Origin of the sequence: Pseudomonas sp. GWSMS-1, assembly GCF_049847425.1 — a bacterium.
Taxonomy (GTDB): Bacteria; Pseudomonadota; Gammaproteobacteria; order Pseudomonadales; family Pseudomonadaceae; genus Aquipseudomonas.
Window position 1 is genome coordinate 1 of sequence record NZ_JBMHHV010000002.1, and the last position, 24,693, is coordinate 24,693.

The 24,693-nt window shown below is 60.6% G+C and carries 25 protein-coding genes and 8 pseudogenes; 20 read left to right on the plus strand and 13 right to left on the minus strand.

Translation table 11 applies throughout. The features are described 5' to 3' along the window. The 5 genes and pseudogenes from ACEPAJ_RS00375 to ACEPAJ_RS00395 form a co-directional block, all read left to right on the plus strand. Nucleotides 1-199: hypothetical protein (locus ACEPAJ_RS00375; protein WP_425912894.1), on the plus strand; the 199-nt coding region annotated here is incomplete at its 5' end. A 39-nt stretch (nucleotides 200-238) separates the two neighbouring features. Further along, entirely contained in the window at nucleotides 239-517 is a 279-nt protein-coding gene (locus tag ACEPAJ_RS00380) for a cation transporter (RefSeq protein WP_425912895.1), read from the plus strand. Continuing rightward, nucleotides 480-1,499 carry an FAD-dependent oxidoreductase gene (locus tag ACEPAJ_RS00385; RefSeq protein ID WP_425912897.1) on the plus strand — a complete coding sequence of 340 codons (1,020 nt, stop codon included), beginning with the start codon at nucleotides 480-482 and terminating at the stop codon, nucleotides 1,497-1,499. The genes ACEPAJ_RS00380 and ACEPAJ_RS00385 overlap by 38 nt, the downstream gene beginning before the upstream one ends. 31 nt (nucleotides 1,500-1,530) lie before the next feature. Then, entirely contained in the window at nucleotides 1,531-1,908 is a 378-nt protein-coding gene (locus tag ACEPAJ_RS00390; protein WP_001376237.1) for a pyridine nucleotide-disulfide oxidoreductase, read from the plus strand. A 17-nt stretch (nucleotides 1,909-1,925) separates the two neighbouring features. Then, nucleotides 1,926-2,048, plus strand: a pseudogene (locus ACEPAJ_RS00395) (MerR family transcriptional regulator); the annotation flags it as partial. A gap of 337 nt (nucleotides 2,049-2,385) precedes the next feature. Here the strand turns inward: ACEPAJ_RS00395 and ACEPAJ_RS00400 are convergent. Beyond that, a pseudogene (locus tag ACEPAJ_RS00400) lies at nucleotides 2,386-2,633 on the minus strand (ATP-binding protein); the annotation flags it as partial. Between the two features lie 106 nt (nucleotides 2,634-2,739). Between ACEPAJ_RS00400 and ACEPAJ_RS00405 the strand changes: the two are divergent. From ACEPAJ_RS00405 to ACEPAJ_RS00415, 3 genes and pseudogenes are all read left to right on the plus strand, one after another. Next, nucleotides 2,740-4,125: pseudogene (locus tag ACEPAJ_RS00405) on the plus strand (IS4 family transposase). Nucleotides 4,126-4,162: 37 nt separating this feature from the next. Continuing rightward, nucleotides 4,163-5,188: pseudogene (locus tag ACEPAJ_RS00410) on the plus strand (IS30 family transposase). A 70-nt stretch (nucleotides 5,189-5,258) separates the two neighbouring features. After that, nucleotides 5,259-6,179, plus strand: coding sequence for a cation diffusion facilitator family transporter (locus tag ACEPAJ_RS00415; protein ID WP_003463565.1), 921 nt, complete (start codon nucleotides 5,259-5,261; stop codon nucleotides 6,177-6,179). Between the two features lie 408 nt (nucleotides 6,180-6,587). Here the strand turns inward: ACEPAJ_RS00415 and merR are convergent, their stop codons facing one another. After that, the gene (gene merR, locus ACEPAJ_RS00420; protein WP_003089120.1) at nucleotides 6,588-6,986 is read right to left on the minus strand and encodes an Hg(II)-responsive transcriptional regulator; all 399 of its coding nucleotides are present in this window, start codon (nucleotides 6,984-6,986) and stop codon (nucleotides 6,588-6,590) included. 74 nt (nucleotides 6,987-7,060) lie between these two features. Here merR and ACEPAJ_RS00425 point away from each other — a divergent pair, with 74 nt between their 5' ends. The 3 genes and pseudogenes from ACEPAJ_RS00425 to ACEPAJ_RS00435 all read left to right on the plus strand — a co-directional run bounded on the left by ACEPAJ_RS00425 (nucleotide 7,061) and on the right by ACEPAJ_RS00435 (nucleotide 7,918). Beyond that, the gene (locus ACEPAJ_RS00425) at nucleotides 7,061-7,411 is read left to right on the plus strand and encodes a mercuric transporter MerT family protein (RefSeq protein WP_003089115.1); all 351 of its coding nucleotides are present in this window, start codon (nucleotides 7,061-7,063) and stop codon (nucleotides 7,409-7,411) included. Nucleotides 7,412-7,423: 12 nt separating this feature from the next. Next, nucleotides 7,424-7,699 (plus strand): mercury resistance system periplasmic binding protein MerP, encoded by a 276-nt coding sequence (gene merP, locus ACEPAJ_RS00430; RefSeq protein ID WP_003150552.1) that lies wholly within the window; start codon nucleotides 7,424-7,426, stop codon nucleotides 7,697-7,699. Nucleotides 7,700-7,706: 7 nt separating this feature from the next. Then, nucleotides 7,707-7,918: pseudogene (locus tag ACEPAJ_RS00435) on the plus strand (GDCCVxC domain-containing (seleno)protein). 12 nt (nucleotides 7,919-7,930) lie between these two features. On the opposite strand, the gene ACEPAJ_RS00440 reads toward ACEPAJ_RS00435, so the two are convergent. The 3 genes from ACEPAJ_RS00440 to ACEPAJ_RS00450 are packed head-to-tail and all read right to left on the minus strand — an operon-like array spanning nucleotide 7,931 to nucleotide 11,577. Continuing rightward, the gene (locus tag ACEPAJ_RS00440; protein ID WP_003299771.1) at nucleotides 7,931-10,924 is read right to left on the minus strand and encodes a Tn3 family transposase; all 2,994 of its coding nucleotides are present in this window, start codon (nucleotides 10,922-10,924) and stop codon (nucleotides 7,931-7,933) included. Between the two features lie 3 nt (nucleotides 10,925-10,927). Then, nucleotides 10,928-11,338: a putative toxin-antitoxin system toxin component, PIN family gene (locus ACEPAJ_RS00445; protein ID WP_003150546.1), complete on the minus strand. Its 411-nt coding sequence runs from the start codon at nucleotides 11,336-11,338 to the stop codon at nucleotides 10,928-10,930. Continuing rightward, a complete protein-coding gene (locus tag ACEPAJ_RS00450) occupies nucleotides 11,338-11,577 on the minus strand; it encodes a ribbon-helix-helix domain-containing protein (protein ID WP_003089107.1) in 240 nt (79 codons plus the stop codon). The genes ACEPAJ_RS00445 and ACEPAJ_RS00450 overlap by 1 nt, the downstream gene beginning before the upstream one ends. A gap of 201 nt (nucleotides 11,578-11,778) precedes the next feature. Between ACEPAJ_RS00450 and ACEPAJ_RS00455 the strand changes: the two genes are divergently transcribed. From ACEPAJ_RS00455 to ACEPAJ_RS00470, 4 genes and pseudogenes are all read left to right on the plus strand, one after another. Next, nucleotides 11,779-12,708, plus strand: a complete 930-nt coding sequence (locus ACEPAJ_RS00455) for a recombinase family protein (RefSeq protein ID WP_003150544.1) — start codon at nucleotides 11,779-11,781, stop codon at nucleotides 12,706-12,708. 40 nt (nucleotides 12,709-12,748) lie between these two features. Next, nucleotides 12,749-12,991, plus strand: a pseudogene (locus ACEPAJ_RS00460) (transcriptional regulator MerD); the annotation flags it as partial. A gap of 67 nt (nucleotides 12,992-13,058) precedes the next feature. Continuing rightward, nucleotides 13,059-13,223: a broad-spectrum mercury transporter MerE gene (gene merE / locus ACEPAJ_RS00465; protein WP_425912902.1), complete on the plus strand. Its 165-nt coding sequence runs from the start codon at nucleotides 13,059-13,061 to the stop codon at nucleotides 13,221-13,223. Further along, complete coding sequence (locus ACEPAJ_RS00470; protein ID WP_410924202.1) at nucleotides 13,220-13,879, plus strand: EAL domain-containing protein; 660 nt, start codon at nucleotides 13,220-13,222, stop codon at nucleotides 13,877-13,879. Before merE ends, ACEPAJ_RS00470 begins: the two co-directional genes overlap by 4 nt. Nucleotides 13,880-13,900: 21 nt before the next feature. On the opposite strand, the gene ACEPAJ_RS00475 is transcribed toward ACEPAJ_RS00470, so the two are convergent. The 5 genes from ACEPAJ_RS00475 to ACEPAJ_RS00495 form a co-directional block, all read right to left on the minus strand. Next, on the minus strand, nucleotides 13,901-14,215 hold the full coding sequence (locus tag ACEPAJ_RS00475; RefSeq protein WP_224490795.1) for a hypothetical protein: 315 nt from the start codon (nucleotides 14,213-14,215) through the stop codon (nucleotides 13,901-13,903). A 154-nt stretch (nucleotides 14,216-14,369) separates the two neighbouring features. Beyond that, nucleotides 14,370-14,978: a DUF6088 family protein gene (locus ACEPAJ_RS00480; RefSeq protein WP_045735839.1), complete on the minus strand. Its 609-nt coding sequence runs from the start codon at nucleotides 14,976-14,978 to the stop codon at nucleotides 14,370-14,372. 316 nt (nucleotides 14,979-15,294) lie between these two features. After that, nucleotides 15,295-15,774, minus strand: a complete 480-nt coding sequence (locus tag ACEPAJ_RS00485; RefSeq protein WP_044727174.1) for a hypothetical protein — start codon at nucleotides 15,772-15,774, stop codon at nucleotides 15,295-15,297. Further along, nucleotides 15,755-16,351 carry a DUF6036 family nucleotidyltransferase gene (locus ACEPAJ_RS00490; RefSeq protein WP_425912905.1) on the minus strand — a complete coding sequence of 199 codons (597 nt, stop codon included), beginning with the start codon at nucleotides 16,349-16,351 and terminating at the stop codon, nucleotides 15,755-15,757. Before ACEPAJ_RS00490 ends, ACEPAJ_RS00485 begins: the two co-directional genes overlap by 20 nt. Before the next feature lie 85 nt (nucleotides 16,352-16,436). Then, entirely contained in the window at nucleotides 16,437-17,435 is a 999-nt protein-coding gene (locus tag ACEPAJ_RS00495; protein WP_425912906.1) for a DNA-binding protein, read from the minus strand. Nucleotides 17,436-17,614: 179 nt separating this feature from the next. On the opposite strand from ACEPAJ_RS00495, the gene ACEPAJ_RS00500 reads away from it, so the two are divergent. Beyond that, entirely contained in the window at nucleotides 17,615-18,451 is an 837-nt protein-coding gene (locus ACEPAJ_RS00500; RefSeq protein WP_425912908.1) for an integrase, read from the plus strand. A gap of 456 nt (nucleotides 18,452-18,907) precedes the next feature. Then, a complete protein-coding gene (locus tag ACEPAJ_RS00505) occupies nucleotides 18,908-20,116 on the plus strand; it encodes a c-type cytochrome (protein WP_425912955.1) in 1,209 nt (402 codons plus the stop codon). Here the strand turns inward: ACEPAJ_RS00505 and dnaE2 are convergent. After that, nucleotides 20,043-20,395: pseudogene (dnaE2, locus tag ACEPAJ_RS00510) on the minus strand (error-prone DNA polymerase); the annotation flags it as partial. The gene ACEPAJ_RS00505 and the pseudogene dnaE2 sit on opposite strands and share 74 nt — an antisense overlap. Nucleotides 20,396-20,800: 405 nt before the next feature. On the opposite strand from dnaE2, the gene ACEPAJ_RS00515 reads away from it, so the two are divergent. Genes ACEPAJ_RS00515 through ACEPAJ_RS00525 form a run of 3 tightly spaced genes read left to right on the plus strand, consistent with a single transcriptional unit; the run spans nucleotide 20,801 to nucleotide 23,102 of the window. Next, nucleotides 20,801-21,106 carry a hypothetical protein gene (locus tag ACEPAJ_RS00515; RefSeq protein WP_425912909.1) on the plus strand — a complete coding sequence of 102 codons (306 nt, stop codon included), beginning with the start codon at nucleotides 20,801-20,803 and terminating at the stop codon, nucleotides 21,104-21,106. Then, nucleotides 21,052-21,657 carry a TonB-dependent receptor plug domain-containing protein gene (locus tag ACEPAJ_RS00520; RefSeq protein ID WP_425912957.1) on the plus strand — a complete coding sequence of 202 codons (606 nt, stop codon included), beginning with the start codon at nucleotides 21,052-21,054 and terminating at the stop codon, nucleotides 21,655-21,657. The genes ACEPAJ_RS00515 and ACEPAJ_RS00520 overlap by 55 nt, the downstream gene beginning before the upstream one ends. Next, the gene (locus ACEPAJ_RS00525) at nucleotides 21,591-23,102 is read left to right on the plus strand and encodes a TonB-dependent receptor domain-containing protein (RefSeq protein WP_425912911.1); all 1,512 of its coding nucleotides are present in this window, start codon (nucleotides 21,591-21,593) and stop codon (nucleotides 23,100-23,102) included. Before ACEPAJ_RS00520 ends, ACEPAJ_RS00525 begins: the two co-directional genes overlap by 67 nt. A gap of 227 nt (nucleotides 23,103-23,329) precedes the next feature. Here ACEPAJ_RS00525 and ACEPAJ_RS00530 read toward each other — a convergent pair whose 3' ends face one another. Continuing rightward, the gene (locus tag ACEPAJ_RS00530; RefSeq protein WP_178114095.1) at nucleotides 23,330-23,929 is read right to left on the minus strand and encodes a 3'-5' exonuclease; all 600 of its coding nucleotides are present in this window, start codon (nucleotides 23,927-23,929) and stop codon (nucleotides 23,330-23,332) included. 117 nt (nucleotides 23,930-24,046) lie between these two features. After that, nucleotides 24,047-24,671, minus strand: a pseudogene (locus tag ACEPAJ_RS00535) (pentapeptide repeat-containing protein). Nucleotides 24,672-24,693: the final 22 nt, after the last annotated feature.

Consider the following 24,693-nt stretch of genomic DNA (forward strand, 5'->3'; position numbering starts at 1 on the left):
GCTCGGCATGATCGGCCCGGCCATCGGTGTTTGCGGCCACGGTCTGGCTGCTCGGCAACTGGTGGACGGCGAACCTGATGTACGTCGGCCTGGCCTTGATGATTGGGGTGTCGATCTGGGACTTCGTGTCGCCGGCGCATCGCCGTTGCGGACCGGACGGCTGCGAACTCCCCGCCAAGCGCTTGTGAAAGACGGCTGACCGTGCGACACGGCGGCCACACGAATAAGGAACGATGGTATGAGCACTCTCAAAATCACCGGCATGACTTGCGACTCGTGCGCAGTGCATGTCAAGGACGCCCTGGAGAAAGTGCCCGGCGTGCAATCAGCGGATGTCTCCTACGCCAAGGGCAGCGCCAAGCTCGCCATTGAGGTCGGCACGTCACCCGACGCGCTGACGGCCGCTGTAGCTGGACTCGGTTATCGGGCACGCTGGCCGATGCCCCTCAGTTTCGACGCCGGGCGGATTGCTCGACAAGATGCGCGATCTGCTGGGCAGAAACGACAAGACGGGTAGCAGCGGCGCATTGCATATCGCCGTCATCGGCAGCGGCGCTGAAGGCCGTCGAGCAAGGCGCACGTGTCACGCTGATCGAGCGCGGCACCATCGGCGGCACCTGCGTCAATGTCGGTTGTGTGCCGTCCAAGATCATGATCCGCGCCGCCATATCGCCCATCTGCGCCGGGAAAGCCCGTTCGATGGCGGCATCGCCGCTACCACGCCGACCATCCAGCGCACGGCGCTGCTGGCCCAGCAGCAGGCCCGCGTCGATGAACTGCGCCACGCCAAGTACGAAGGCATCTTGGAGGGCAATCCGGCGATCACTGTGCTGCACGGCTCCGCCCGCTTTAAGGACAATCGCAACCTGATCGTGCAACTCAACGACGGCGGCGAGCGCGTGGTGGCATTCGACCGCTGCCTGATCGCCACCGGCGCGAGCCCGGCCGTGCCGCCGATTCCCGGCCTGAAAGACACTCCGTACTGGACTTCCACTGAAGCGCTGGTCAGCGAGACGATTCCTAAGCGCCTGGCCGTGATTGGCTCATCAGTGGTGGCGCTGGAGCTGGCGCAGGCGTTCGCCCGACTCGGAGCGAAGGTGACGATCCTGGCTCGCAGCACGCTGTTCTTCCGCGAAGACCCAGCTATAGGCGAAGCCGTCACGGCCGCATTCCGCATGGAGGGCATCGAGGTGAGGGAACACACCCAGGCCAGCCAGGTCGCGTATATCAATGGTGAAGGGGACGGCGAATTCGTGCTCACCACGGCGCACGGCGAACTGCGCGCCGACAAGCTGCTGGTCGCCACCGGCCGCGCGCCCAACACACGCAAGCTGGCACTGGATGCGACGGGCGTCACGCTCACCCCGCAAGGCGCTATCGTCATCGACCCCGGCATGCGTACAAGCGTGGAACACATCTACGCCGCAGGCGACTGCACCGACCGCCGCAGTTCGTCTATGTGGCGGCAGCGGCCGGCACTCGCGCCGCGATCAACATGACCGGGGTGACGCGGCCCTGAACCTGACCGCGATGCCGGCCGTGGTGTTCACCGACCCGCAAGTGGCGACCGTAGGCTACAGCGAGGCGGAAGCGCACCATGACGGCATCAAAACTGATAGTCGCACGCTAACGCTGGACAACGTGCCGCGCGCGCTCGCCAACTTCGACACGCGCGGCTTCATCAAACTGGTGGTTGAAGAAGGCAGCGGACGACTGATCGGCGTGCAGGCAGTGGCCCCGGAAGCGGGCGAACTGATCCAGACGGCCGCACTGGCGATTCGCAACCGGATGACGGTGCAGGAACTGGCCGACCAGTTGTTCCCCTACCTGACGATGGTCGAAGGGTTGAAGCTCGCGGCGCAGACCTTCAACAAGGATGTGAAGCAGCTTTCCTGCTGCGCCGGGTGAGGACAAGGAGGTGTGCGATGAGCGCCTACACGGTATCGCAACTGGCCCATAACGCTGGGGTGAGCGTACATATCGTGCGCGACTACCTGGTGCGCGGCTTGTTACGGCCGGTGGCCTGCACCACGGGCGGCTACGGCGTGTTGGGGTTTGGGGAGCAGTGGAACCAAAAACCAACGTAAGGCTTAGCTAGAGTTCACCGCTGCCGAAAATAGGGGCGGTTATCCAGACTTTGTTTTACTGAACGACTTTTCTGCACTGCTTTTCATGCGTTTGGACGGCCTGGCGTCAGTGCCTGCCAGGGTTCGACAAAAGGATGGTTTTCCCGAACTAACCAGACGCCACAAGGGTTTGCGGGCAGGCGCTGGGCTTAAGTGCGGATTCCACGCCATTCGGACACTCAGCCCACGCTGATCCGGACACCTGTTCCACGATCATTCGGACAGGCAGTCGGAGCGCAGCGACGCAGGGGTTGCATTGTTAGTCTGAGGCGCCCGGCGCCGTCAATTTCTTCACCCGCTTTCTCATCGACTCGCCCTTGAGGTTGATCCGGTAGGCGTTGTGCACCAGGCGGTCGAGGATGGCATCGGCCAGGGTTGGATCGCCGATCAGTTCGTGCCAGTTGTCCACGGCATTTGGCTGGTCACGAGGGTCGAGCGCTGGCCGTAGCGGTCGTCCAGTAGCTCCAGCATGTCGCGGCGCTGTTCGGCGGTGAACGGGGCCAGGCCCGAATGGCACTTACTTAATCGTTAACCGATTGATCTAGAGAAGAAAGGCTGCTCTTGGTCTACGGTGATAGTTGCGAACACACACCGAGCCCAAGGAGCAGCCCAGATGAATCCTAGGCGCCAAGCCGCCATCCTTCAACAGCGCCGTACGCATCACCTCGCATCCAATGCGGATGCCTATGCGTTCTTCAATCTGCTGACCGGCCCGAGCTGTTTGACCAGGTCGAATCGCTGCTGCCAGACCACAGAGAGCGTCTGTTTCCGCCGACCGAGACGCTATCCATGTTCATGGCTCAGGCTCTGAGCGCTGATCGGTCCTGCCAGAGGGCGGTCAATGAGTTGGCGGTCAAGCAGTTACGAGCAGGGTTGAAGCCATGCAGTACACACACCGGCGGCTACTGCCGTGCCGTCAGCGCTTGCCGGTGGAGATGGTTTCCAGTCTGGTACGTAACACCGGCAACTTGATCAGCAGCAACGCCGATCCGGGCAATGGATGGGGCCCCCGTTCGGTTGGTAGACGGCACGACAGTGGTGATGCCCGATACCCAGGCGAACCAGGATGCCTACCCGCAATCGCGAGGGCAAAAGCCTGGGCTTGGTTTTCCCATTTGCCGGATGGTCGGCATCGTCTGCCTTTCCAGCGGAGCCTTGCTGAATGCAGCCCTCGGGCGCTTCAGAGGCAAGGGTGGCGACGAGCAGACGCTGCTGCGTTCGATGCTCGACACCTTGAATACTGGGGATGTTTTGCTGGGGGACGCCTTCTACGCGACCTACTTTTTACTCTGTGAATTGCAGCGCAGAGGTATTGATGGCGTGTTCGAACAATATGGTGCTCGCCGACGGAGTACTGACTTCCGGCGAGGTACGCGTCTTGGCACGCGCGATCACCTAATCACCCTGGAAAAGCCTCGCAAACGGCCCGCCTGGATGAGCCAGGCCAGCTACGAGCAAGCGCCTGATCAGTTGGAGGTCCGGGAGCTGAAAGCGGGAAACAAGATCCTGGTTACGACGCTGGGCTGCGCTCGCGAAACCCCAAAGCGGCTTTGAAGGCGCTGTTCAAAGACAGGTGGCACGTCGAGCTGGACCTGCGCAATCTCAAGACCACGATGGGATTGGAGATGTTGAGCTGCAAAACGGCCGCCATGGCAGTGAAGGAGCTGTGGGTTTATCTATTGGCGCACAACTTGATCCGGCTGCTCATGGTGCAATCGGCATCAATCGCGGACTGTCTGCCACGCCAGCTGAGCTTCAAGCACACCCTGCAGCTGTGGCTTGCTTGGCGGCAATTTGATGGATCGGATATTGATGAGTGCTTCCATCAGCTTCTGATGCTCATTGCCCAACAACGCGTAGGTGGCCGGTCAGGCCGAATGGAGCCGAGAGCAGTAAAGCGAAGGCAGAAACCCTATCCATTGCTGACCGAGCCCGCCAAGCGGAGCGCAAGGAAATCAGGAAAAATGGACATCCAAGGAAGGGCGGCCGCGAAAACTGAGTGCAACACCTGACCTTTCCGGTACGGTGCTGCCCCTATGTCCTATTCCGAACTCAGCGTCGAAGAGCGCGCCATCATTCAACTCAGTCAAGCTCAAGGCTTCAGCCTGCGCGGCATTGCTCGCCTGATTGACAGGTCGCCCTCGACCATCAGCCGAGAGCTGAAGCGCAATCGAGGCAGTAGTGGTGCTTACTCGGCCCGCTGCGCCCAGCAACAGATGAACATTCGGCGCCAGGTTTGTCGCCCCAAGCGCAAGCTTGTGCCGGGCAGCGAGCGCTTCGAACTGGTGGCCCACATGCTGCGTAAGCGTTTGTCTCCCGAGCAGATTGCCGGCAAGCTGCGCAGCATGACCATACCCAACCTCAGAGATGCCTACGTCTGTCGTGAGACGATCTATAACGCGATCTATGCCTTGCCGGTCGGCGAGTTGCGCAAGGAGCTGATCGTCTGCCTGCGCCAAGGCAAGACGACGCGCCGGCCGCGCTCTGGTGGCGTGGATCGGCGCGGCCAGATCCCTGAGATGGTCAGCATTCATGTTCGCCCGCCAGAGATCGAAGACCGGCTGATGCCGGGGCATTGGGAGGGCGACCTGATCAAGGGTAAGGCCAACGCCTCGTCGGTAGGCACGTTGGTGGAGCGCACCAGTGGCTACCTGATGCTGATGAAGATGAACGACGCAACGGCGACCTCGGCGATGGAGGGCTTCAGTGCAGCGCTCAACAGCATGCCGCTGGCGATGCGCAAGAGCATGACCTACGACCAGGGCGGGAGATGGCGCGGCATGCTGAAATCACCCAGCAGACAGGGGTCGCTATTTACTTCTGCGACCCGCACAGCCCTGGCAGCGCGGTAGCAACGAAAACATCAACGGCCTGATCCGCCAGTACCTGCCCAAGGGGACTGACTTGTCGGTACACAGTCAAGAGCAATTGAATGCCATCGCCTTGGAGCTGAATATGCGCCCCGTAAACGCTTCGATTTCAAGTGCCCGATCGAAGTCATGGGCGAGGTGATGCAGGAAGCCATGGCTATGCGGCATCATGCTCCAGCTTCAAATCAATAACCGTGTTGCACTCAGCTTCTGCAACCGCCTACCCTTGTCTTACTTTATTTTTTAGGAGCGGTAAAAACCAATGGCCCACGAACATAACCATAACACCGAAGCCATAGGCGATAAGCGTTTAATCGCTGCCATTGGCGTTAATGCTGCGTTAACTCTGGCACAAGTTGTTGGAGGAATACTTTCTGGCAGCTTATCGCTTATAGCTGACGCGCTACATAATTTGAGCGATGCCGCATCACTGGTTATTGCGCTAATCGCGCGTAAGATCGGTCGCAGGCCGCCGGATGCTTTTAAAACCTTCGGCTACCGACGCAGTGAAACCATAGCGGCCTTAATCAACTTGGTCTCGTTGATTATCATCGGTCTCTACCTTATTTACGAGGCTATAGGTCGGTTATATTCCCCTCAGCCTATTGAGGGTTGGACAGTGGTCGTGGTGGCGGGAATAGCCTTGATTGTAGATATCGCCACGGCCTTGCTCACCTACACAATGTCTAAGGACAGCATGAATATAAAGGCGGCATTCCTGCATAATGTATCGGATGCACTAGCCTCCGTCGGCGTTGTTGTCGCCGGGACATTGATTCTTTTGTACGGCTGGTACTGGACGGATACTGTAGTGACATTGATGATTGCTGGTTACGTGCTCTGGCAGGGCTTTAGCATGCTGCCTAAAACCATTCACTTGTTGATGGAGGGCGCACCAGAAGGAGTTTCCATCGCCGATATAATCAACGTCATGGAGCAAGTAGACGATGTTGAGAGTGTTCACCACGTACATGTTTGGGAAATCGCGGAACATACAATTGCATTGGAAGCCCACGTTGTCATAAAGAAGGCTAGTCTGCCTGATATCGAACGAGTGAAGACCGATTTAAAACGAGTACTCCATGAGCAATTCAAAGTCAGCCACTCGACACTTGAAATGGAGCTAGACGGCAGTGTTTGTATCGACACCAGGCAGGCCGACAATCATCGCAGCGAAGCATAAGCCTGCTTTGCTTTTACCGCTGTCACCTGACAGTTAGCTCGATATCAACGGAGCGAATTCGCGTGCGTCACTCGTTGGCGCTATGCCCTTGACCTTAGAAATGCTAACGGCATGTGGCCAAAGTAGCTCGCCACGAGGAGATCAGGCTAGGTCGTGGCACCTTCAGCAGGCTGCCGCGACGAGTAAGCCCCGCCAGTCGCTACCGCCGCCGACGCTCAGAGCCAGCGGCGGACTCGTGCACGGTAGCGGGCGAATGATTCGCCGAACAGTGCTTCCAGCGCCCACTCTTCGGGTGTGATCTGGAAACGGTTCATGTAGGGGTTTGGGGAGCAATGGAACCAAAAACCAACGTAAGCTCTGAATCCCACCGTAAAGGGGCTTTCCGATCTCCAGCTCACCCGCCAGGCATTACTCTCTGATCAGTGCCTCGATGATCGGGCAGATCGTTCCGCCGTCTCCCGCATCACATTGCTGCACCAGTTCGCCTAACAGTTGCTGCATGACGACCAAGTCGGCCATCTTCTGCTCGATCAACGCGAGCTTGCGTGCAGCCCGTGCTCGCGTTTCGGCACAGGCGCACGACTCATCCAGCGTCAGCAGTCCACCGACTTCCGAGAGCGTGAAACCCAGCGCCTGAGCCCGCTTGATGAAACGCAGTCGCTTCACCATGTCCACCGGATAGCGCCGATGGCCACCCAAGGGTTTGGCTGGTTCATCCAGCAGCCCGCGTCGCTGGTAGTAGCGGATCGTCTCGACGTTCACCCCGGCGGCGTCTGCCAGCTTGCCAATGGTCAGCTCTGTGGCCATCACTTTCTCCTTGATTCCGTACTTTGGTACGGAGTTTAGAATAGCACCTAGGCAATCAGGCTCAGGAGATGGGAATGGGGATGCAACTCACCGGGAAAGGCTCGCTGGTCGCGAGTTCGCTGACCGCCATCGGTGCGTCGGTGTGCTGTGTCGGGCCACTGGTGCTGTTGGCACTCGGTGTCGGCGGTACGTGGGTGGGCGCTCTGACCATGATGGAGCCACTACGCCCCCTCTTCATCGGGTTGACTCTACTGTTCCTGGGATTGGCATTCCGCAAGCTCTACCTGGTGCCACAGGTTTGTACGCCAGGTACACCCTGCGCCGATCCGCGCACGCTCGTGCGACAGCGACTCGTGTTCTGGATCGTCAGCGTGCTGCTGCTCGGCCTATTGGCCGTGCCGTGGCTCGCCCCGCTGTTCTACTGAAGGAGATTAACCATGCGCAAACTGCTGATCGCCGTGCTTTTCGCCTTGCCCTTCGTGGCGCTGGCGGCTCCCCCGAAAACCGTCACGCTCGACGTGCAGAACATGACGTGCGGACTCTGTCCGATCACGGTCAAGAAGTCGCTGGAGAAGGTGTCCGGCGTGAGTGACGTCCAGGTCAATTTCGACCAGAAGACGGCGACCGTCACCTACGATCCCGATAAGGCCCAGCCCGAGGCACTGACTGAGGCGACCGCGAACGCGGGATACCCCTCCACAGTGCAGAAGTGAGGTCACGATGAGCGCCATTGTCCTTGAGTCCGTGCTGACTTGCCCGCGCTGCGGCTTCGCCAAGCCGGAAACCATGCCCACGGACGCCTGCCAGTTCTATTACGAGTGCAGCAACTGCAAGGCGCTGCTGCGCCCAACCCAGGGGATTGCTGCGTTTTCTGTTCGTTCGGCTCGGTGAAGTGCCCGCCGATCCAGCAGCAGCTTGGGTGTTGCTCATAGCGTTTAGGGGGATCACAGGTCGTCGTCTGGATTACGCAGTGGCCGCAGCTCGCCGCGCGCAACTTCTTCCGGTACCGCAAAGGAATACCGCCCGAGCATGTTGATGTGCTCGTAGATCAGCGGCGATAGCCGGGCCAAATCCTCTTCCAGCACTGGATAGCCGTGCTGCTTGAGCCGTTCCACGGCCGCCGTCATGTAGAGGGTGTTCCACAGCACGATGATGTTCACCACCAGGCCCAGAGCACCGAGCTGGTCTTCCTGGCCTTCGCGGTAGCGCTGGCGGAGCTCGCCGCGTTTGCCGTGGAACACGGCGCGGGCCAGGCTGTGCCGGCCTTCGCCTCGGTTCAACTGGGTCAGGGTGGCGCGGCGCTTGGACTCGTCGTCGATATAGGTCAACGTGTGCAGAGTCTTTTCGATCCGCCCGAATTCGGCCAGCGCCTGGGCCAGCCGGGTGGGTCTATCTCCCGTTTGCAGCGTGCGCATGATGCCAGTCGCCGGCACCCGGCCGAGTTTGAGCGAGCCGGCCAGGCGCAGCAGGTCGTCCCAGTGCTCGGCGATCAGGTCGAGTTTGACCGACTGGCGGGCCAGCCCGTTGAGCTTGCCGTAGTCCGCGTCCGGGCGCGTGCGCCAGAAGCGGGTACCGCCGACATCGGCCAGCCGCGGACTGAAGTGGTAGCCAAGTAGGCGGAAGAGCCCGAACACCACATCGCTGTAGGCCCCGGTGTCGGTCATGATTTGCGTCGGCTGCAACTCGGTCTGCTGTTCCAGCACGACCGCCAGCAACACCAGGCTGTCGCGCAGCGTGCCGGGCACGGTGATGGCGTTGAGGCCGGAGAATTGGTCGGAAATCAGGTTGTACCAGGTGACACCCCGGCCGGTGCCGAAATACTTCGGATTGGGGCCGGCATGCACGGTGCGCACCGGTACGACGAAGCGCATGCCATCGGCGGAGGCGACCTCGCCGCCACCCCAGACTTGGGCCAGTTCCAGTTGGCTTTGCGCTCCGACCAGGATGGCGTTAGCCGCTGACAGGGTGTCGTCGCGGATATAATTCTGGCTGACCCAGGACAGCCGGTCACGGCGCAGCGCCGGGTTGTCGGTGCGGATCAAGGGCTCCAGGCCGGTGTTGCAGGCCCCGCCCAACAGCACCGCGCAGAGGCTGGTGACCAGGTTGTCGGCGCGTGCATTGCGTTCGGAGACATGGGTGAAGGCCTCGGAAAAGCCAGTGCGGGCGGCGATTTCCAAGAGGATTTCCGGCAGATCGACACGCGGCATCAGGTCAGACACGGCCGCCCGCAGTTGCAGCAACGAGCAGGGCTCGTCCAGCTTGTCCAGCGCCCCGAGCGACAGTTCGGTCTTGCCCTCGGTGTTCTCGCTCAGTTGAATCGCCGGGTTGTCGGGCAGGCGCGCGGCTACTGCCAGCCAGGTTGCATCCAGCTCGACGGACAAGGCGTCCAGGGTGGTTTTGGCGTCGATGGTCAGGCCCAGTGACCGGCAGATGATCGGTCGCGCCGCCAGCCATTCGGCACCGTCGAGCAGGCCAAGGCGCGGGTCGGCATAGCGCCAACTGGGCGAGACGAAGACATCGCGGCGGCGCAGGGCCGTGCGCAGCGCATCGAGCGTGCAGAACACATAGGCACCCATGTCGAGGGAGCCATCTTCGCGGGTGATGTGCTTCTGCCAAGCCTTGGCCACGATCTCCTGCGGCGCGTCATCCTCTGGCTTCCGGCGCGGCAGGTTCAGTTGCAGCCACTCCAGACTAGCCGCCACGCCCTTGCCGGCCGGGCTGAAGCCGAAGCGGATGTGCTTGAGCAGGTCGGGCAGGAAGCGGCGCACGCTGCGGTAGCGCGCTTCCAATGCAAGAAAATAGACGTCATCTACCGGGCGGATCAGCGCGTTGACCTCTTCCAGGGCCTTTTCCAGGGTGGTCCTCGGCAGGTCGTTGAACAGCCGGGCGCGCACGTTGTCATCGCTGATCGAGCTGTCCAGCACGACCTTGCACGCGGCGGCGAGCGTCGCGGCCGACCGATCCAGGTCTTTCAGGCTGCGCATGCGGGCTTTCTTGTCGGCCTTCTCCGCGTTGCTGAACAGGTCGCGCAGCAAGGCCTCCAGGACTTCCAGTGCGTCGTCGTGCGCAGTCGCCTCCAGGCAGAGTGCGAAGGCCACCAGTGTCGCCATCCGCCGCGACGCCGGCAGCCGATTAATCGCGGTGACCTTGGCCGTGTTGGCGAAGCGGGCCAGGGCGGCGATACGGCTGGGAGGGATGTGCGCCGCCGCCGGCAAGGTGATGCCGATGCCGCGCACGTCATCGAGCCGGCGCAGTGCCCGAATCAACGCGGGGCCACTGACCATGACCGGGCCGGAGCGCAATTGATCCAGCCGGGAGCTGCGGTTGCCTTCGGCCACCGTCAGCAAGTCTTGCAGTTGCAATCGCTGTTCCTCAGTCACGCTGCGGCCCAGCGTAAACCAGAGGCGTTCTTCGACCCGACTGCGCAACTGGGCGATAAAGCGCTCTAGTTGAGACACACCAGGCAGGAGGACTTTCTGTGTGAACAGCCACGAGGTGGCTCGCTCAAACAGCACTCCCGGCCGGTCGGTGCCCGTCCAGCAGAGGGCATACAGCCAGCGGCTCAAGCGAAAGCCGATGCCCGGATCGGTGAAATGACGATAGCCAAAGCGGTTCTGAATATCGGTGGCATGTATCCAGCGGCGATGATCGCTATAGCGCTGGAGGCAGTCGGGGTCTGGAATCGCCAGTTGTCGGCAAAGCACCTGCAGGACTTCCACCGGCACGGCGGCGGGCTTGTCCGGCAGAACGCCAACGAAGCGGACGGTGGTCAGCAGAACGGCATAACCCAGACGGTTATGGTTACCCCGCAGCACCTGGATGGCTTCACGGTCTTCATCGCTCAGGTGGAAGTAACGTTCCAGCTCTTCACGGCTGGGCGAATCAACATAGCGGCCAAAACCGTCGCGTTGCTCTTGAGTCAGAAAACCGACCGGCATTGATCACAGCACCTCGACGCAGAACACGGCGGGCGTGACGATCCGCGTGCGTTCGATGTGCCCGCGTTGCAGCAGGCCGGCGCGGCGATCACCGGTTACCAGGTAGTCCGCATCGCCCGCCAAGGCCATGGCCAGCAAAAACGAGTCATCCGGATCATCGGCTTCGACCTCGATGGTCAGGCGCTCCAGTACCACAGCCCGTTGCAGGTTATTGATCATGGCGCCCACCTTGGCGGGCTGTAGGATGGCCTGAAGCTTGGGATAGCGGCTGGCTCGACGAATTTCATCGAGTTGCATCCGCGAGGTCACCACCTCGAAACGCGCCGCCCGCCAGGCACGGTAGATCGCATCGGGCGCGCCATGTGGCGAGATCAGGGCGCTGAACAGGATGTTGGTATCCAACACGACCCGCATCAGCGCTTACGTGCCCAGTCGAGCGCTTCGTCAACCGCGTTGGTCAATTCTGCCTCACTCAGATGGGCGTTAGCGGCCTTGGCCTGCTCAGCGCTCAGCTCCAGGATGTGTGCCCGTACCGCTTCTTCGATGAAGCGCGACAGGTCGCCCTTACGGCCGCCGCCCTGGCTGGCCAGAAACATCCGAAGCGACTGGTCGGTGTCGGCCGAGACGGCGACATTCCAGCGAATGGTATTCATAGCGTTCTCCGCTAATAGGTGTTTGTGTGTTTATACGCCAATCACAAAGGGCGATGCAATGGTTCGACAAAACGAAGGTTTTGCCGAACTCTATCGAGGAATGGCTCGGTTCGTTAAGCTCCCCGCGCTACGGTTCAAATAACTGGTACGCTTAATCAAAGTTCAACTATTACTAACGTAGTCGAGTAAACAGTACTTTTGATGAAGATCGGTTATGCGCGAGTGAGCACTCGGGATCAGAAAGCCGACCTACAAGTCGATGCCCTGAAACAGGCCGGGTGCGAACGCATCTACCAAGACATCGCCAGCGGCGCGAAAAGCGCCCGGCCGGAGTTGGACAAACTGCTGGCCAACGTGCGGCCGGGTGATGCCGTGGTGATCTGGAAGCTGGATCGCCTTGGGCGTTCCCTCAAGCACCTGGTCGAGTTGGTCGGCGAGCTGGCAGAGCGCAAGGTCGGCTTACAGAGCCTGAATGACCCCATCGACACCACCCACGCCCAAGGCCGCCTGGTGTTCAACCTGTTCGCCTCGCTGGCGGAGTTCGAGCGCGAGCTGATCCGCGAGCGGACTCAGGCGGGTCTGTCGGCCGCACGGGCGCGTGGCCGGATCGGTGGCCGTCCCAAGGGCCTGCCAGCCAAGGCTGAGGCCACCGCCATGGCGGCCGAAACCCTCTACCGCGAAGGTCGCCTGAGCGTCAGCGCGATCGGCGAGAAGCTGCACATCTCCAAGAGCACGCTGTACAGCTACCTGCGCCACCGTGGTGTCGAGATCGGCGCGTACCAGAAGAGCGCCAGGTCACGCGACCAGCAGCCTTCGGCCGCGTCGCCGGCAGAGCCGCCCGCCGCCGAGCGGGTGGCCACCGTCACCCTGCGCCTCGCGGTGGTGAATAACAGCAAGTTCGTGCGCGGCCGGAAGCGGGCCACGGAGAACATTGAGCGCTACTGCCTGGAGCCCTATGGCATGAAGCGGCTGGATGCCGGCCACTATGAGTTGACCATTCCGTATCGGAGCGACGATGAGCTGGACAAGAGCGTGCATGACCTGCTGACCGAGATCAGCCAGGAGGCCGACATGCGCAACTGTTTTGTCGAGATGGGCGCCTGGGAAGAAGACACCGAAAAGCGTTGGTAGGGCTTACGTTGGTTTTTGGTTCCATTGCTCCCCAAACCCCGTGTTCGACGATGCGGCCTTGCAACGGCTGTGCTTCGTGCGCGCGGCCTTCGAGGCGGGTATCGGCCTGGATGCCCTGGCGCGGCTGTGCCGTGCGCTCGACGCAGCGGACGGCGCACAAGCCGCAGCGCAGCTTGCCGTGCTGCGCCAGTTGGTCGAGCGGCGGCGCGCGGCGTTGGCCCATCTGGACGCGCAACTGGCCTCCATGCCAGCCGAGCGGGCGCACGAGGAGGCATTGCCGTGAACGCCCCTGACAAACTGCCGCCCGAGACGCGCCAACCCGTTTCCGGCTACCTGTGGGTGCGCTGGCCGTGTTGACCTGCCCCTGCCATCTGCCGATTCTCGCCGCCGTGCTGGCCGGGACGACCGCCGGTGCCTTCCTTGGCGAGCATTGGGGTGTTGCCGCGCTCGCGCTGACCGGCTTGTTCGTTCTGGCCGTAACGCGGCTGCTGCGCGCCTTCCGGGGCGGATCATGACGAGTTCGCAGCCCGCCGGATGGACGGCGGCCGAGTTGGCGCAGGCGGCGGCGCGCGGACAGCTTGACCTGCATTACCAGCCGCTGGTCGATCTGCGCGATCACCGGATCGCTGGCGCGGAAGCGTTGATGCGCTGGCGGCATCCGAGGCTTGGCCTGTTGCCGCCCGGCCAGTTCCTGCCGCTGGCCGAGTCGTTCGGCCTGATGCCGGAAATAGGCGCGTGGGTGCTGGGCGAGGCCTGTCGCCAGATGCACAAGTGGCAAGGACCGGCATGGCAACCGTTCCGTCTTGCCGTCAATGTGTCCGCCAGCCAGGTTGGGCCAACGTTCGACGACGAGGTAAAGCGGGTGCTGGCCGATATGGCCCTGCCCGCCGAGCTTCTGGAGATCGAACTGACCGAATCGGTCGCATTCGGCAATCCAGCCCTGTTCGCCAGTTTCGACGCCTTGCGCGCCATCGGCGTGCGCTTCGCCGCCGACGACTTCGGCACCGGCTATTCCTGCCTGCAACATCTGAAATGCTGCCCCATCACCACATTGAAAATCGACCAATCCTTTGTCGCCAGGCTCCCGGATGATGCCCGTGACCAAACTATCGTGCGGGCGGTGATGGGGTCATGCCGAGATAAGGCAAAAATTAGGACATTCGTTCTCTAAATTATTGTATTTAAACGAATATTAGAATCCCTTCTCAGCAAAGACTGCTTCGCGCCCAATCGCTTCAGCCATCCATGGAGGAAGCTTGGATCTATGCGATTTCAAGACCTGCCAATCGCTATTCGACAGGCACGTGCGCAGCTTCGCGACTGCCTCTTGGGCGTGGGGTTTGCCCAACCAGGCAAGTGCACGTACAGCGTCGCCAGCAATGGTCGCTCCGAGGGCGACCTGCCACTGTGGCGCATGTTCGATTCTCACCTGAATTTTGCCTAATTGCAGGGTTCTCGGCCGTCCGCTGGTGATAAATACTTCCTTAATCGACACCTGCTGCGTCAGCCCTAGAAGGGGTCATGCCGAGATAAAGGGAAAATTCACTCACTTCCCTCCTATCCGCATGTTTTATAAAGACTTTTCAGGACGTAACTGAGTCTTGCCGAGATAAGGCAAAATTAGGACATTCGTTCTCTAAATTATTGTATTTAAACGAGCATCAGAAGCCCTGCTCAGCAAAGACTGCTTCGCGCCCAATCGCTTCAGCCATCCATTGAGGAAGGTTTGATCTATGCGATATCAAAATCTGCCAATCGTTACTCGACAGGCACGTGCGCAGCTTGGCGACTGCCTCTGGGGCGTGGGGTTTCCCCAGCCAGGCAAGCGCACGTACAGCGTCGCCAGCAATGGTTGTTCCGAGGGCGATTTGCCAATGCGGCGCATGCTCGATTCTCACCTGAGCCTTGCCTAGCTGCAGGGTTCTCGGCCGTCCGCCGGTAACAAATACCTCCCTAATCGACACCTGTTGCGTTAGCCCTAGAAGGTTCGCTGCGCGGGCACCGCTTAACGCGATTACCTGATGGCTTTTCGAAGCTATCGCACTGATAACCTTCTCCGTCGCCGGCGCGCGTTTGCCGAAGCGCCCGGTGACCGGCGCCACATAGAGGCCGCGTGAAATCCGCATTAACTCCCCGCCCTTGGCTAATCGAGAGAATGCTTGGTCCACCGAAGCACGGTCAGCCAAGTGAAGGAATTCGTTTGGTGCAAGGATGCCTCCTTCAGGAAGAAGCCTGCTGTGTTCGATGATTGCCGCGGAAAGGGATTTCATGGATGGCTGGTTTTTGAAATATGTCAGAAACCTAGCAACAATCCTGACACTGATCAACGAACTGCGGCGCGGCAATCGGCAGTCGGAATAGGATTCGCGCCCAATCGCTACAGCCATCCAGAGAGAAAGGACGGATCAGTCGCTTGGTTGCACTCGCAGAAGAGCGTCGAACACGATTCGCAACCCGCCTGGGCGGTTAATAATTGATCAATTATCTATGTCGAGATAATTGCAGATAATTCCCGCAATCCGTGGCCGACTCGAGATCGAAAAATTGGAAAAAAGGACGAATTAGAGGGCCTGCGGAGGCTGCCAGCTAGCCGACAGGCACCGGCTCTGAATAGCCCGTCTTCACGCCCTGAGTGGCGGCGTAATGGCGGGTTTGGAAAGCCAGGACATCCTGCATCTGCTTGCTGACGTCCTCCTCCAACCCCCACTCATAGGCTAGCTTGTCGAGCTTGTAGCGAGAGACTAACTGGGTCGCCCGCGGCGAGCGTTCAGCCGGTTTCAGGTTCGACCAGCTGCTGACAAAGCCTTTTAGGCGCGCGGCTTTTTCCGTTGATACACAGGGAAAGCGACGCAGCAGGTCGACCAGATAGAGGGCTCGCAGCTTCTGTTCAGGCTTGCGCAGCTTGCCCGCCACTTCACGCTGCAGTACCGGCACGAGGTCGCGCTCTTCGTACCACAACTGTTTGGCGAGCTCCACAAGAGCATCGGACGCAACTTGGCTAAGGCGCTGCTGGGTGACAGTCTCCAGGAGCGCGCCAAAGCTTTGTTTACGATCCAGACGTGGCATCTCGCCCATCCTCCAGGTACTTCGCTGTGACCAGCTTCAGGCAGCCTAGCATTGCGCTTCGGTTGCCCACGGCATAATCGATTGCCTCTGTTGCCAGTGTAACAAACTGGCCGACATCGACACGGCCACATTCGATGAGCTGTTGGATATCAAATTGATCGTTTTCCGTAAAGCGGCCGAGTTTGGATATTGCTAGATCCACGCCGGCGGCAACGAAGATATGCAGCGGCTGCTCACCCTCGAAACCCTCCATGGGGATGGCGCGCTCGCGGTAGTCCTCGTGCAGTGGCCCGAGGGCATTGGTGTAGTTCTGATCCAGATAAACCTGCAAGTCGCGGCCGTCTCTGTCCTCATAACCCTCTGGCGGTGTGTAGACGGCCATGATCTCGTCCTTGCGCAGCACGCGGGCAGCCTCGATCTCCGCATCGATGTCCGCACTACCACGCGCATGGGTGAGCAGGTGCACCGCGCAGCCGCCGAAGACGAAGACCTTGAGCGAGCCTGGTGGGTTGCCATCCAGTAGCGGCAAGGCCCGGGCGAACAGATTACCAATGGCCTGGCCTAGCGGTGTAGTCAAACGGACAGGTTCGGCGGCCCCTCATTGGCAGTCTCAAGTAGTGTCATCTTCACCTCCACTCAGCACATGGACTCAGTGTGCCGGTTCATGTGCTCGGTGCGCTATCGCTGTTCGCAAGCGGCGCCCCGAGTAGCTTCAACTGTGCATTGGCTTCGATCAGGTGCTCCTGCAGGCCCTGCGCCTGCTGCGTCTGGATCACAGAGGCTGTGCCCAGCCGGGATACCTCCTCCTGCAATGTGCAACAACGCTGTTCCAGGGTTTCATTCGAGCGCTCGGCACCGGCCAGCGCGTTCTGCGAGGCATCCAGGGCCTGAGTTTTCTGCGCCAGTAGCTGTTGCTGCGCATGTTGCTCTTTTTGCAGTTGCCGCGCCTCAGCTAGCAGACGCGCATTGTCGCGGTTCAATTGGGTCAGCTCGTCCTGCTTGATTATCAAGGTCTGCTGCAATTGCCGCAGTTCCAATTGCAGCTGCTGTACCTGCGTCTCGTGTCGACGTTGTTCCTGCTCGCGCTGCTCCTTGCTGGCCTGGCGATAGTGCTCCAAGGCGTCGCGTGCGTGCTGATGCTTTTCCTCCAGCGAGCGAATCTGCCCATCGCGGTCCTGCAGGCGCTCCTCCAGGTCGCGGTTGGCCTGCAGCAAGCGGGCATTCTCGATCTGGGCCTGTTGGCGTTGCTGCTGCTCCTGCTGTAGTGCTTGCTGGGCAGTCCGGAGCTGTTCCGTGAGCCCGCTGCTCAGGCTTTCCAACTGCTGGATTCGGCCTTCGGCCAGCCGAGCCTGGTTCTGGAAATCGAGCCGTTCGCGTGCCAGATGTTCGCGCTCCTGGGCCACGGTGGCCTGCGCATCCTCCTCTAGCTGATCTGCCAGTTGGCCGACCAGGTTGGCCAACTGTTCGCTGAGCGGGATTGAGCCCGCATCCCGGCCGCGCTCGGCGTCTTCGAGCTCTTTCAGGTAGCGGTGAATGGTGGTTTTCGAGCCGGTATTGCCCAGCTCGATGCGCACCGCATCAATACTGGGGTGAATGCCGCGGGCGAGGAGGGCATTCCTGGCTTTCTGCACGACAGCTTTGTTGATGCCACCGCGGGCCATAAGTGGGACTCCTGACGATTTCGTTCTGTGGTACGTACCATGTAAATACATAGCACTTTATCAAAAATTTCCTATCTATTCTCTTCGTATTCTAGAATTGGGTAATCATGAATTATCAAGTGTCAGAGCGTTTTGGGTCATGATTTGTGTCCAAAGCCAGTACACCCAGGGGCGGCAGCGTGAATGACAAGGTAGAGCGCTATCTGCAGGCCGGCACACGGGCCAATACCCGGCGCAGCTATCAGCAGGCCATTGAGCATTTTGAGGTCAACTGGGGTGGCTTCCTGCCTGCCACCAGCGATGCTGTCGTTCGCTACCTGGTGGATCACGCCGGCACCTTGTCGAGTAATACGCTCAAGTTGCGCCTCGCAGCACTGGCTCAATGGCACGTCAGCCAGGGCTTCCCCGATCCCACCAAGACGCCGCTGGTACGGCAGGTATTGAAAGGCATCCGCACGCTGCATCCGCGCCAGGAGAAGCAAGCTGAACCCTTACAACTGCGTCAGCTTGAGCAATGCGTCGCTTGGCTGGAGCAGTCCGGCGAGCAAGCGCGAGCGGACCATGATTTGCCGCGCTTGATGCGGTGCTGGCGGGATCGTGCATTGCTGCTGATGGGCTTCTGGCGAGCCTTTCGCAGTGATGATCTTTGCCGCCTGCGGGTTGAGTTCATCCAGGTTCGGACCGGGGAGGGGATGGAGCTGTTTTTACCCAGCAGTAAAGGGGACCGTGATAGCCAAGGGCAGACCTTCCGTGCGCCGGCGTTAGCCAGGCTTTGTCCGGTACACGCCTATGTCGATTGGATCAGTGTGGCCGGGATCGCTCACGGCCCGGTGTTCCGCAGTATTGACCGTTGGGGACGGCTGGGTGACATCGGGTTGCACCCGAACAGCGTGATTCCTATATTACGATCAGTGCTGGCAGGCGCTGGGCTTCCCGCCGAACTTTATAGCAGTCACTCTCTACGCCGGGCTTTGCGACCTGGGCTACCCGTAGTGGCTGGGATCTTAAAGCTCTAATGGCGCATGTCGGCTGGACAGATGGGCAATCTGCAATGCGTTACATTGAGAGCGTTGGAGTGTTCCCTGGGCAACTGAGTCCGGCGGCGGGGTTAGCTGGTGATACGGCGAGTCTGCCTGAGAAGCTCCAACCAGTGGGTCAGCGACAGGTGGGAGTACCGAGCCACTAGCGACTCAACCTATTGCTGCGCGTTAGCGGTGCTCCGTCATTCTGGTTAGGTGACTAGTGTCTCGCTAGTTCTGCTCTTAGCGCTGACTGAAGAAAGGGAGTATTATTCTCGCGCTTGCTCCGAGAATTAGTTGGCCCATGGCCTCCCCTTGGAGACACCCGAAGACCCGCCCATCAAAGGCGGGTTTTTCATTTTATGGCCCATAACGGCTATAAATGGACACTGCCCGGTCTTGATTAAGCGGATCTACATCGGCTTGGCAATTCTGGTCGTCCTGGGTGCGGCGTTGTTTTTCGCCCTGGTCTGGCGGCCGACCATCGCCCCCATCGCTCCGGGCTCGGTTGCGGGCTTCCCCGCCGAGCTGGTTGCCAAGGGTGAAGCCTTGGCCGGCGCAGGCTACTGCGCGACCTGCCACACGGTGAAGGGCGGACAGCCCTATGCCGGCGGCTATGGAATGCCTACCCCCTTCGGTGTCATCTATTCGACCAACATCACACCCGACCCGGATAGCGGAATCGGCCGCTGGTCCGAGGCGGCATTCATGCGTGCGATGCACGAAGGCGTCTCTCGCGATGGTTCGCATCTTTATCCCGCATTCCCCTACGACCACTTCACCAAGGTCGCCGACGAGGATGTGAGGGCACTCTATGCCTTCCTCATGACGCGTGAGCCGGTGAGCGCGCCGGCGCAGCGCAATACCCTGCCGTTCCCCTTCAACATCCGCGTCCTGCAAGCCGGCTGGAAGCTGCTGTTTATGGACCAGGGCCGCTATCGGCCGGTCGCCGGCAAGAGCGAAGCATGGAACCGCGGCGCCTATCTCGCCGAGGGCTTGAGCCATTGCGCCGCCTGCCACACGCCACGCAACGTGCTGGGCGCCGAGAAAGCCGCTGACGACAGCTACGCGGGCGCGATGATCGAAGGCTGGTTCGCGCCGGCACTGACGGCTGCCAATACCACACCGCTACCCTGGACCCAAGACGAGCTGTTCACCTACCTGCGCAGCGGAGCGACTGCCCTGCACGGCGTTGCCGCGGGCAAGATGTCGGACGTCGTGCACGACCTGGGCAGGCTTCCCGACGCCGATATCCAGGCAATAGCCGTCTATTTTGCCGACCTCAACGGCTCCTCCGCACTGAAGACAGGCAGCGATGAAGCGCTGGCCAAAGCGCTGGCGACCTCTGCTCTCGGCAGCCGCCTGGAACCCGACGCCGGAGCCGTCCTGTACTGGGCAGCCTGCGGGTCATGCCACTACAAAAGCGCAACGACGCCTCTCAGCGTGCGACCGGAGCTTGCCCTCAACAGTGCGCTCACCGCGGCCACCCCCGACACGTTCATCCATATCGTGATGGCTGGAATAGGTCTGGAAGAAGGCATCCCCAACGTGCTCATGCCGGCTTTCTCGCAGGCGCTGAACGATGGCGCTGGATTACTGTGCGATCCGCCATGGCAGCATTTTCTACCGGTACCAGTGTGGACAACGGATGCTCCGAAATAACGAACCCCCAGGGTGCTGAGACAGATGACGAGGAAACCCAACAAGGAGGTCAGTTAGGATGAGCACCATCCGGATGGTCTGATTGTCTGGGTCAAAGCCCGCTTCTCGAAGCCTTTCCGGTGGCGGCATCTGATCGCTCCAGGCACCGCAGCATTTTGCTAACGCATCCACCTGGTCAGGCGGAAGGCCAATCGCCTTGCCGATATCTCTGATAGCGCCCGCAAAATGGTAGGTCGAGGCTACGCAGGTCAGCGCTGCACGCTCCCGTCCGTAGCGATTCCTGATAATTTTTTCTAGCGCTCGACGTCAGGCGCACGCGCCCTTTTTCGAAAATCCGCACTGCCTCAGGTCGACTAGCTGAAGCCAATAGAAAGGCCAGCCTCACCAGGGCCCCGGTATTCCAAAAAAATCGTATGGACGGTCGGCGATCAGCAGGCCAGAGCCGGCATTGCATCGAGCATCTGGTTCGAAGGCCTTCGTTCCGGATTACTCCGGCGGTAGTAAGACCAATCGCCACGGGGTCGGGAAAAATTCCCGGCAGCACCGGGAATTTTTCCCTGTCGGCGGTGCGCGGAAGCTCTCGATAATCAGTTCTGGCAGTTTGCCAGCCGACATCGGCCAGCATGGAGAGTCGCCCGCAAACCCGCCCCGGCACGATCCGCCAAACAAGAACAAGGAATGCCCATGCAATATCAGATCTGCCGCAGCTGGACGCCCCGTCGCACGCTGCTTTCGCTCGCCGTTGCCGGCTTGTTGCCTGGTTTCGCCCAGGCTGAGGAGCCACTCGAGCTCAAGAGTGATGAGGTTGTCGCCACGACTCCGCTGCCCGGCATCGATCTGCCGAAGGATCGGGTTCCGGCCAACATTCAAACCCTGGACGACGAGCGCCTGCGCAAGCTGGGAGGGCAGTCTCTGGCAGAAAACTGCAGCGCGGTCTGCCGAGCGTCAACCTCAACGAGACCCAGGGCAACCCCTATCAGGCAGACCTGAATTACCGGGGCTTCACCGCTTCGCCGCTACTGGGCACGGCCCAAGGCCTATCGGTGTTTCTCGACGGCGTGCGCATCAATGAAGCGTTCGGCGACGTGGTGCACTGGGACCTTATTCCCCAGACCGCCATCGCTGGGGCGGCTCTGGTGCCTGGCTCCAACCCACTGTACGGCCTCAACACACTCGGCGGCGCCCTGGCGCTGGAAACCAAGCGGGGCGACACTCATCCTGGCGGCGCGGCGCAACTCTACGGCGGCTCCTTTGGCCGCTACGGTGGCTCAGTGGAGCATGGCGGCCAACATGAGGAGTTTTCCTGGTACTTGGCGGCCGAAGGGATGGATGAAGACGGCTGGCGCGACCATTCGCCGTCTGAGGTAGGCCAGCTGTTCGGCAAATTCGCCTGGACCACAGACAGCACGGACCTGGCCCTGACGCTGGCTCATGCTGACAACGATCTGATTGGTAACGGACTGATCCCGAAAGCATGCATGAGCAGGACCGCGACGCGATTTTTACCTATCCCGACCAGACTGAGAACCGTAGCCACCTAATGGCGTTTTCCGGCAGTCACTGGCTGAGCGATAGCGACCGGCTGTCCGGCACCGTCTATTTGCGGCGCACCCGCACAGCGACCCTTAACGGTGACGGAAACGATGAGTACGAAGACGAATATGAAGAGTGGGAAGACGACGGCTTCCTGGCCGGCGAGGGTCCGGAAACCGGCGTGCTGAACCGCACCCGTACTAGCCAGCGCGCCTACGGCCTGGCCCTGCAGTGGTCCCGTCATGCCGGGGCCCACCAGTTCGCCTTTGGCCTGTCCCACGACAACACCCGCGCTAGCTTTCACCAGAGCGAGCAAGGCGGTGAGCTGACCGATAAGCGCGGCATTCTTGCCACCGAGGCCGAAGACCCAGCCAATAGCCTGTTGGGTCGCACCCGCACTTCCAGTCTCTACGCCACCGACACATGGTCGCTAACCGACGCGCTGCAGCTGACCGGCTCGCTACGCTACAACCGCACCCGGGTAGTCAACACCGATCGCATGGGAGATGACCTCAATGGCGATTTCACCTATCGCAAGCTGAACCCGGCGCTGGGGTTCGCCTGGCAGTTACAGCCCGCGGTGACCCTCTACGGAGGTTACTCCCAAGGCAATCGGGCGCCGACGCCGATCGAACTGGGTTGTGCCGATCCGGAAAATCCCTGCAGCCTGCCCAACGCCATGGCCGCCGATCCATTCCTGGAACAGGTCGTCACTCGCACCCTGGAATTTGGCGTGCGCGGCCAGCTGGCCAGCGGCACCGAATGGAACGTCACGGCCTTCCGCAGCCTTAACCACGATGATCTGCTGTTCGTCGGAACCGGTGGTAGCAAGGGTTACTTCACCAACTTCGGCCGCACAAGGCGCCAAGGTATCGAGCTGGGCCTGGCCGGCGAGCAAGGGCCGGTCGATTGGCGGGTGGATTACACCTACTTGCACGCCACGTTACAGTCCTCTGCATGCATCCTGGCCGAGAACAACAGCACCGAGGGCGAGGGCGGCTGCCCGGATGACGAGATTTACATCTCCCGTGGCGACTACCTGCCAGGGTTGCCGAAACACAACCTCAAGCTCGGCTTGGACTGGAATCTGAACGATCGGCTTCGTATCGGTACAACTGTGCTGGCGTATTCCGAGCAGTATGTGCGGGGCAATGAGAACAATCGTCATCAGTCCAACGACGAGGTCGAGGGCAGCGGCACACTGCCGGGTTATGCGGTGGTCAATCTGAGTGCCGATTACCGCTTCGCTCGTGACTGGACTCTGTTCGGTCGGGTCGACAACCTGTTCGACAAGCGCTATGCCACGAGCGGCGCCTTGGCCGAAAACCCTTTCGTAGGCGCTGGCAATGCCTTCGAAACCGACCCGGAGGAGTGGCGCCACGAGCAGTTCATCGCGCCCGGTGCGCCGCGTGCTGGCTGGTTGGGCGTACGTTACGTTTGGGATGCGTTGTAAGCGTAAAAAACGACGGCACAGGGAGGTGCGTGTCGACGATAAAATCATTGGCCGGACCTCTCAGCAGTCGCGGAGAGGTCAGCCAGATCTCGGTTCAAGCTGCAACACAACGTGCGAAAGGACATCCAGCGCCGGATAGACGTTGGGGCAGGGATGGCGAAAGGAACCCGGCAATCCTTCGTTGAGTATGCATTTCAGGCCGGACGGTCCGTCGTCCAGGCCGAGCCTCATATCACTCGATCCAGTAGCAACGCTCGCGACTGCGCATCCAATGCAAGAAATACCATCAGCGCGGCATAGGCATCGTTGGCGGCATAACGCTGCTGCGCTTCGGCCAGATTTTTGTTAGCCCAGTTGGAAGTCGACACGCTGCGTGACTTGCTTATACCGGCACCCAGTACCGCCGCCACCGCACCGCGAAGCCCGACCTGACCCTTCTTGCCGTGATATCTCAGCGCCGAACCAAGATCGACGCTGTGCCGCAATTCGATCCCCAACCGGGTGCGTAGACGGCTGCGATCGGACGCCAGACCGAATCCGACTTTCAATACTTGGTCCGTCTCCAGCACCCGCTTAGCGGCCTCGACGCAACCGGGTATTCCGATCTGAAAAAGATAGGCTTTTGTTGGCGTTGCGAACTGAATGAGGTGAGGCCCGCTGGACAGCTCGCCTACTGTGAAGGTGGGTTTGGATTCGGTATCGAACCCGATCTGTGCAAAGGTCAGGATGTCGTCGACGGCCTGGGCGAATTCCTCGGGCGTCGACGGCGTGACGATACGGTCGAGGGCGAGACCGTCGAAGCGGGGCAGGCGCTCGAGGTCGGTCAACTGGGGAATGCGGATATCGATAGGGCCTCCACTTCAAGCCGCTGAATCGTCGCCCTGGGAACGGGCGCGCACCTGCCATTAAAGCGCATGGCGCGCTGGTTCGATGCACCCGTCGTATTACTTCTCCCAGTCCACTGGGCAATCGAAGCAACCGTCCATATTGCTGCCTTGAAAGGTTGCATAGTGTCGGCGTGCGCCAGTCAGGGTCGCGTTGCCGAGATTGGCATCGTTGAGCTTGCCTTCCTGCAAATTAGCGTCGGTCAGATTCGCATGGTCGAGGTCGGCCTTGCTTAGCCAGGTCATTTCCAGGTTGGCGGCGGTGAGGTTGGCACCATGCAACTTCGCACCGCTCAAACGAGCGAATTCGAGATTGGCCGCAGTCAGGTTGGCCCCATTGAATCGCGCGGCCTGCGCGAACAGTCCCCAACCCTGAATGGCCACCAACGCGCAGGTTGGCTTGTTGAAGACTGGCGCGGGTGAGGGTGGCGCCGGTCAAGTTGGCCTTCTCCAGATTGGCCAGGTCGAGATTGGCATGCCTCAGGTTGGCCCCGGTGAGATCGGCGCCGGTCAGATCCATCTTGCGCATGTCCTGGTTGCTCAGGTCGGCGCCGCGAAGATCGGCGTTGGCACATTTGCTTTCTGGCTGGATGACACAGCCATTGATGGTGGGCGGCTGGTCGTCAGCGTGCAGCGGCGCGCTGAGGATCACTGCGATGGGCAGCAGATAGCGGGATATGTTCATGGCGGTTCCCATGTTCGATAGG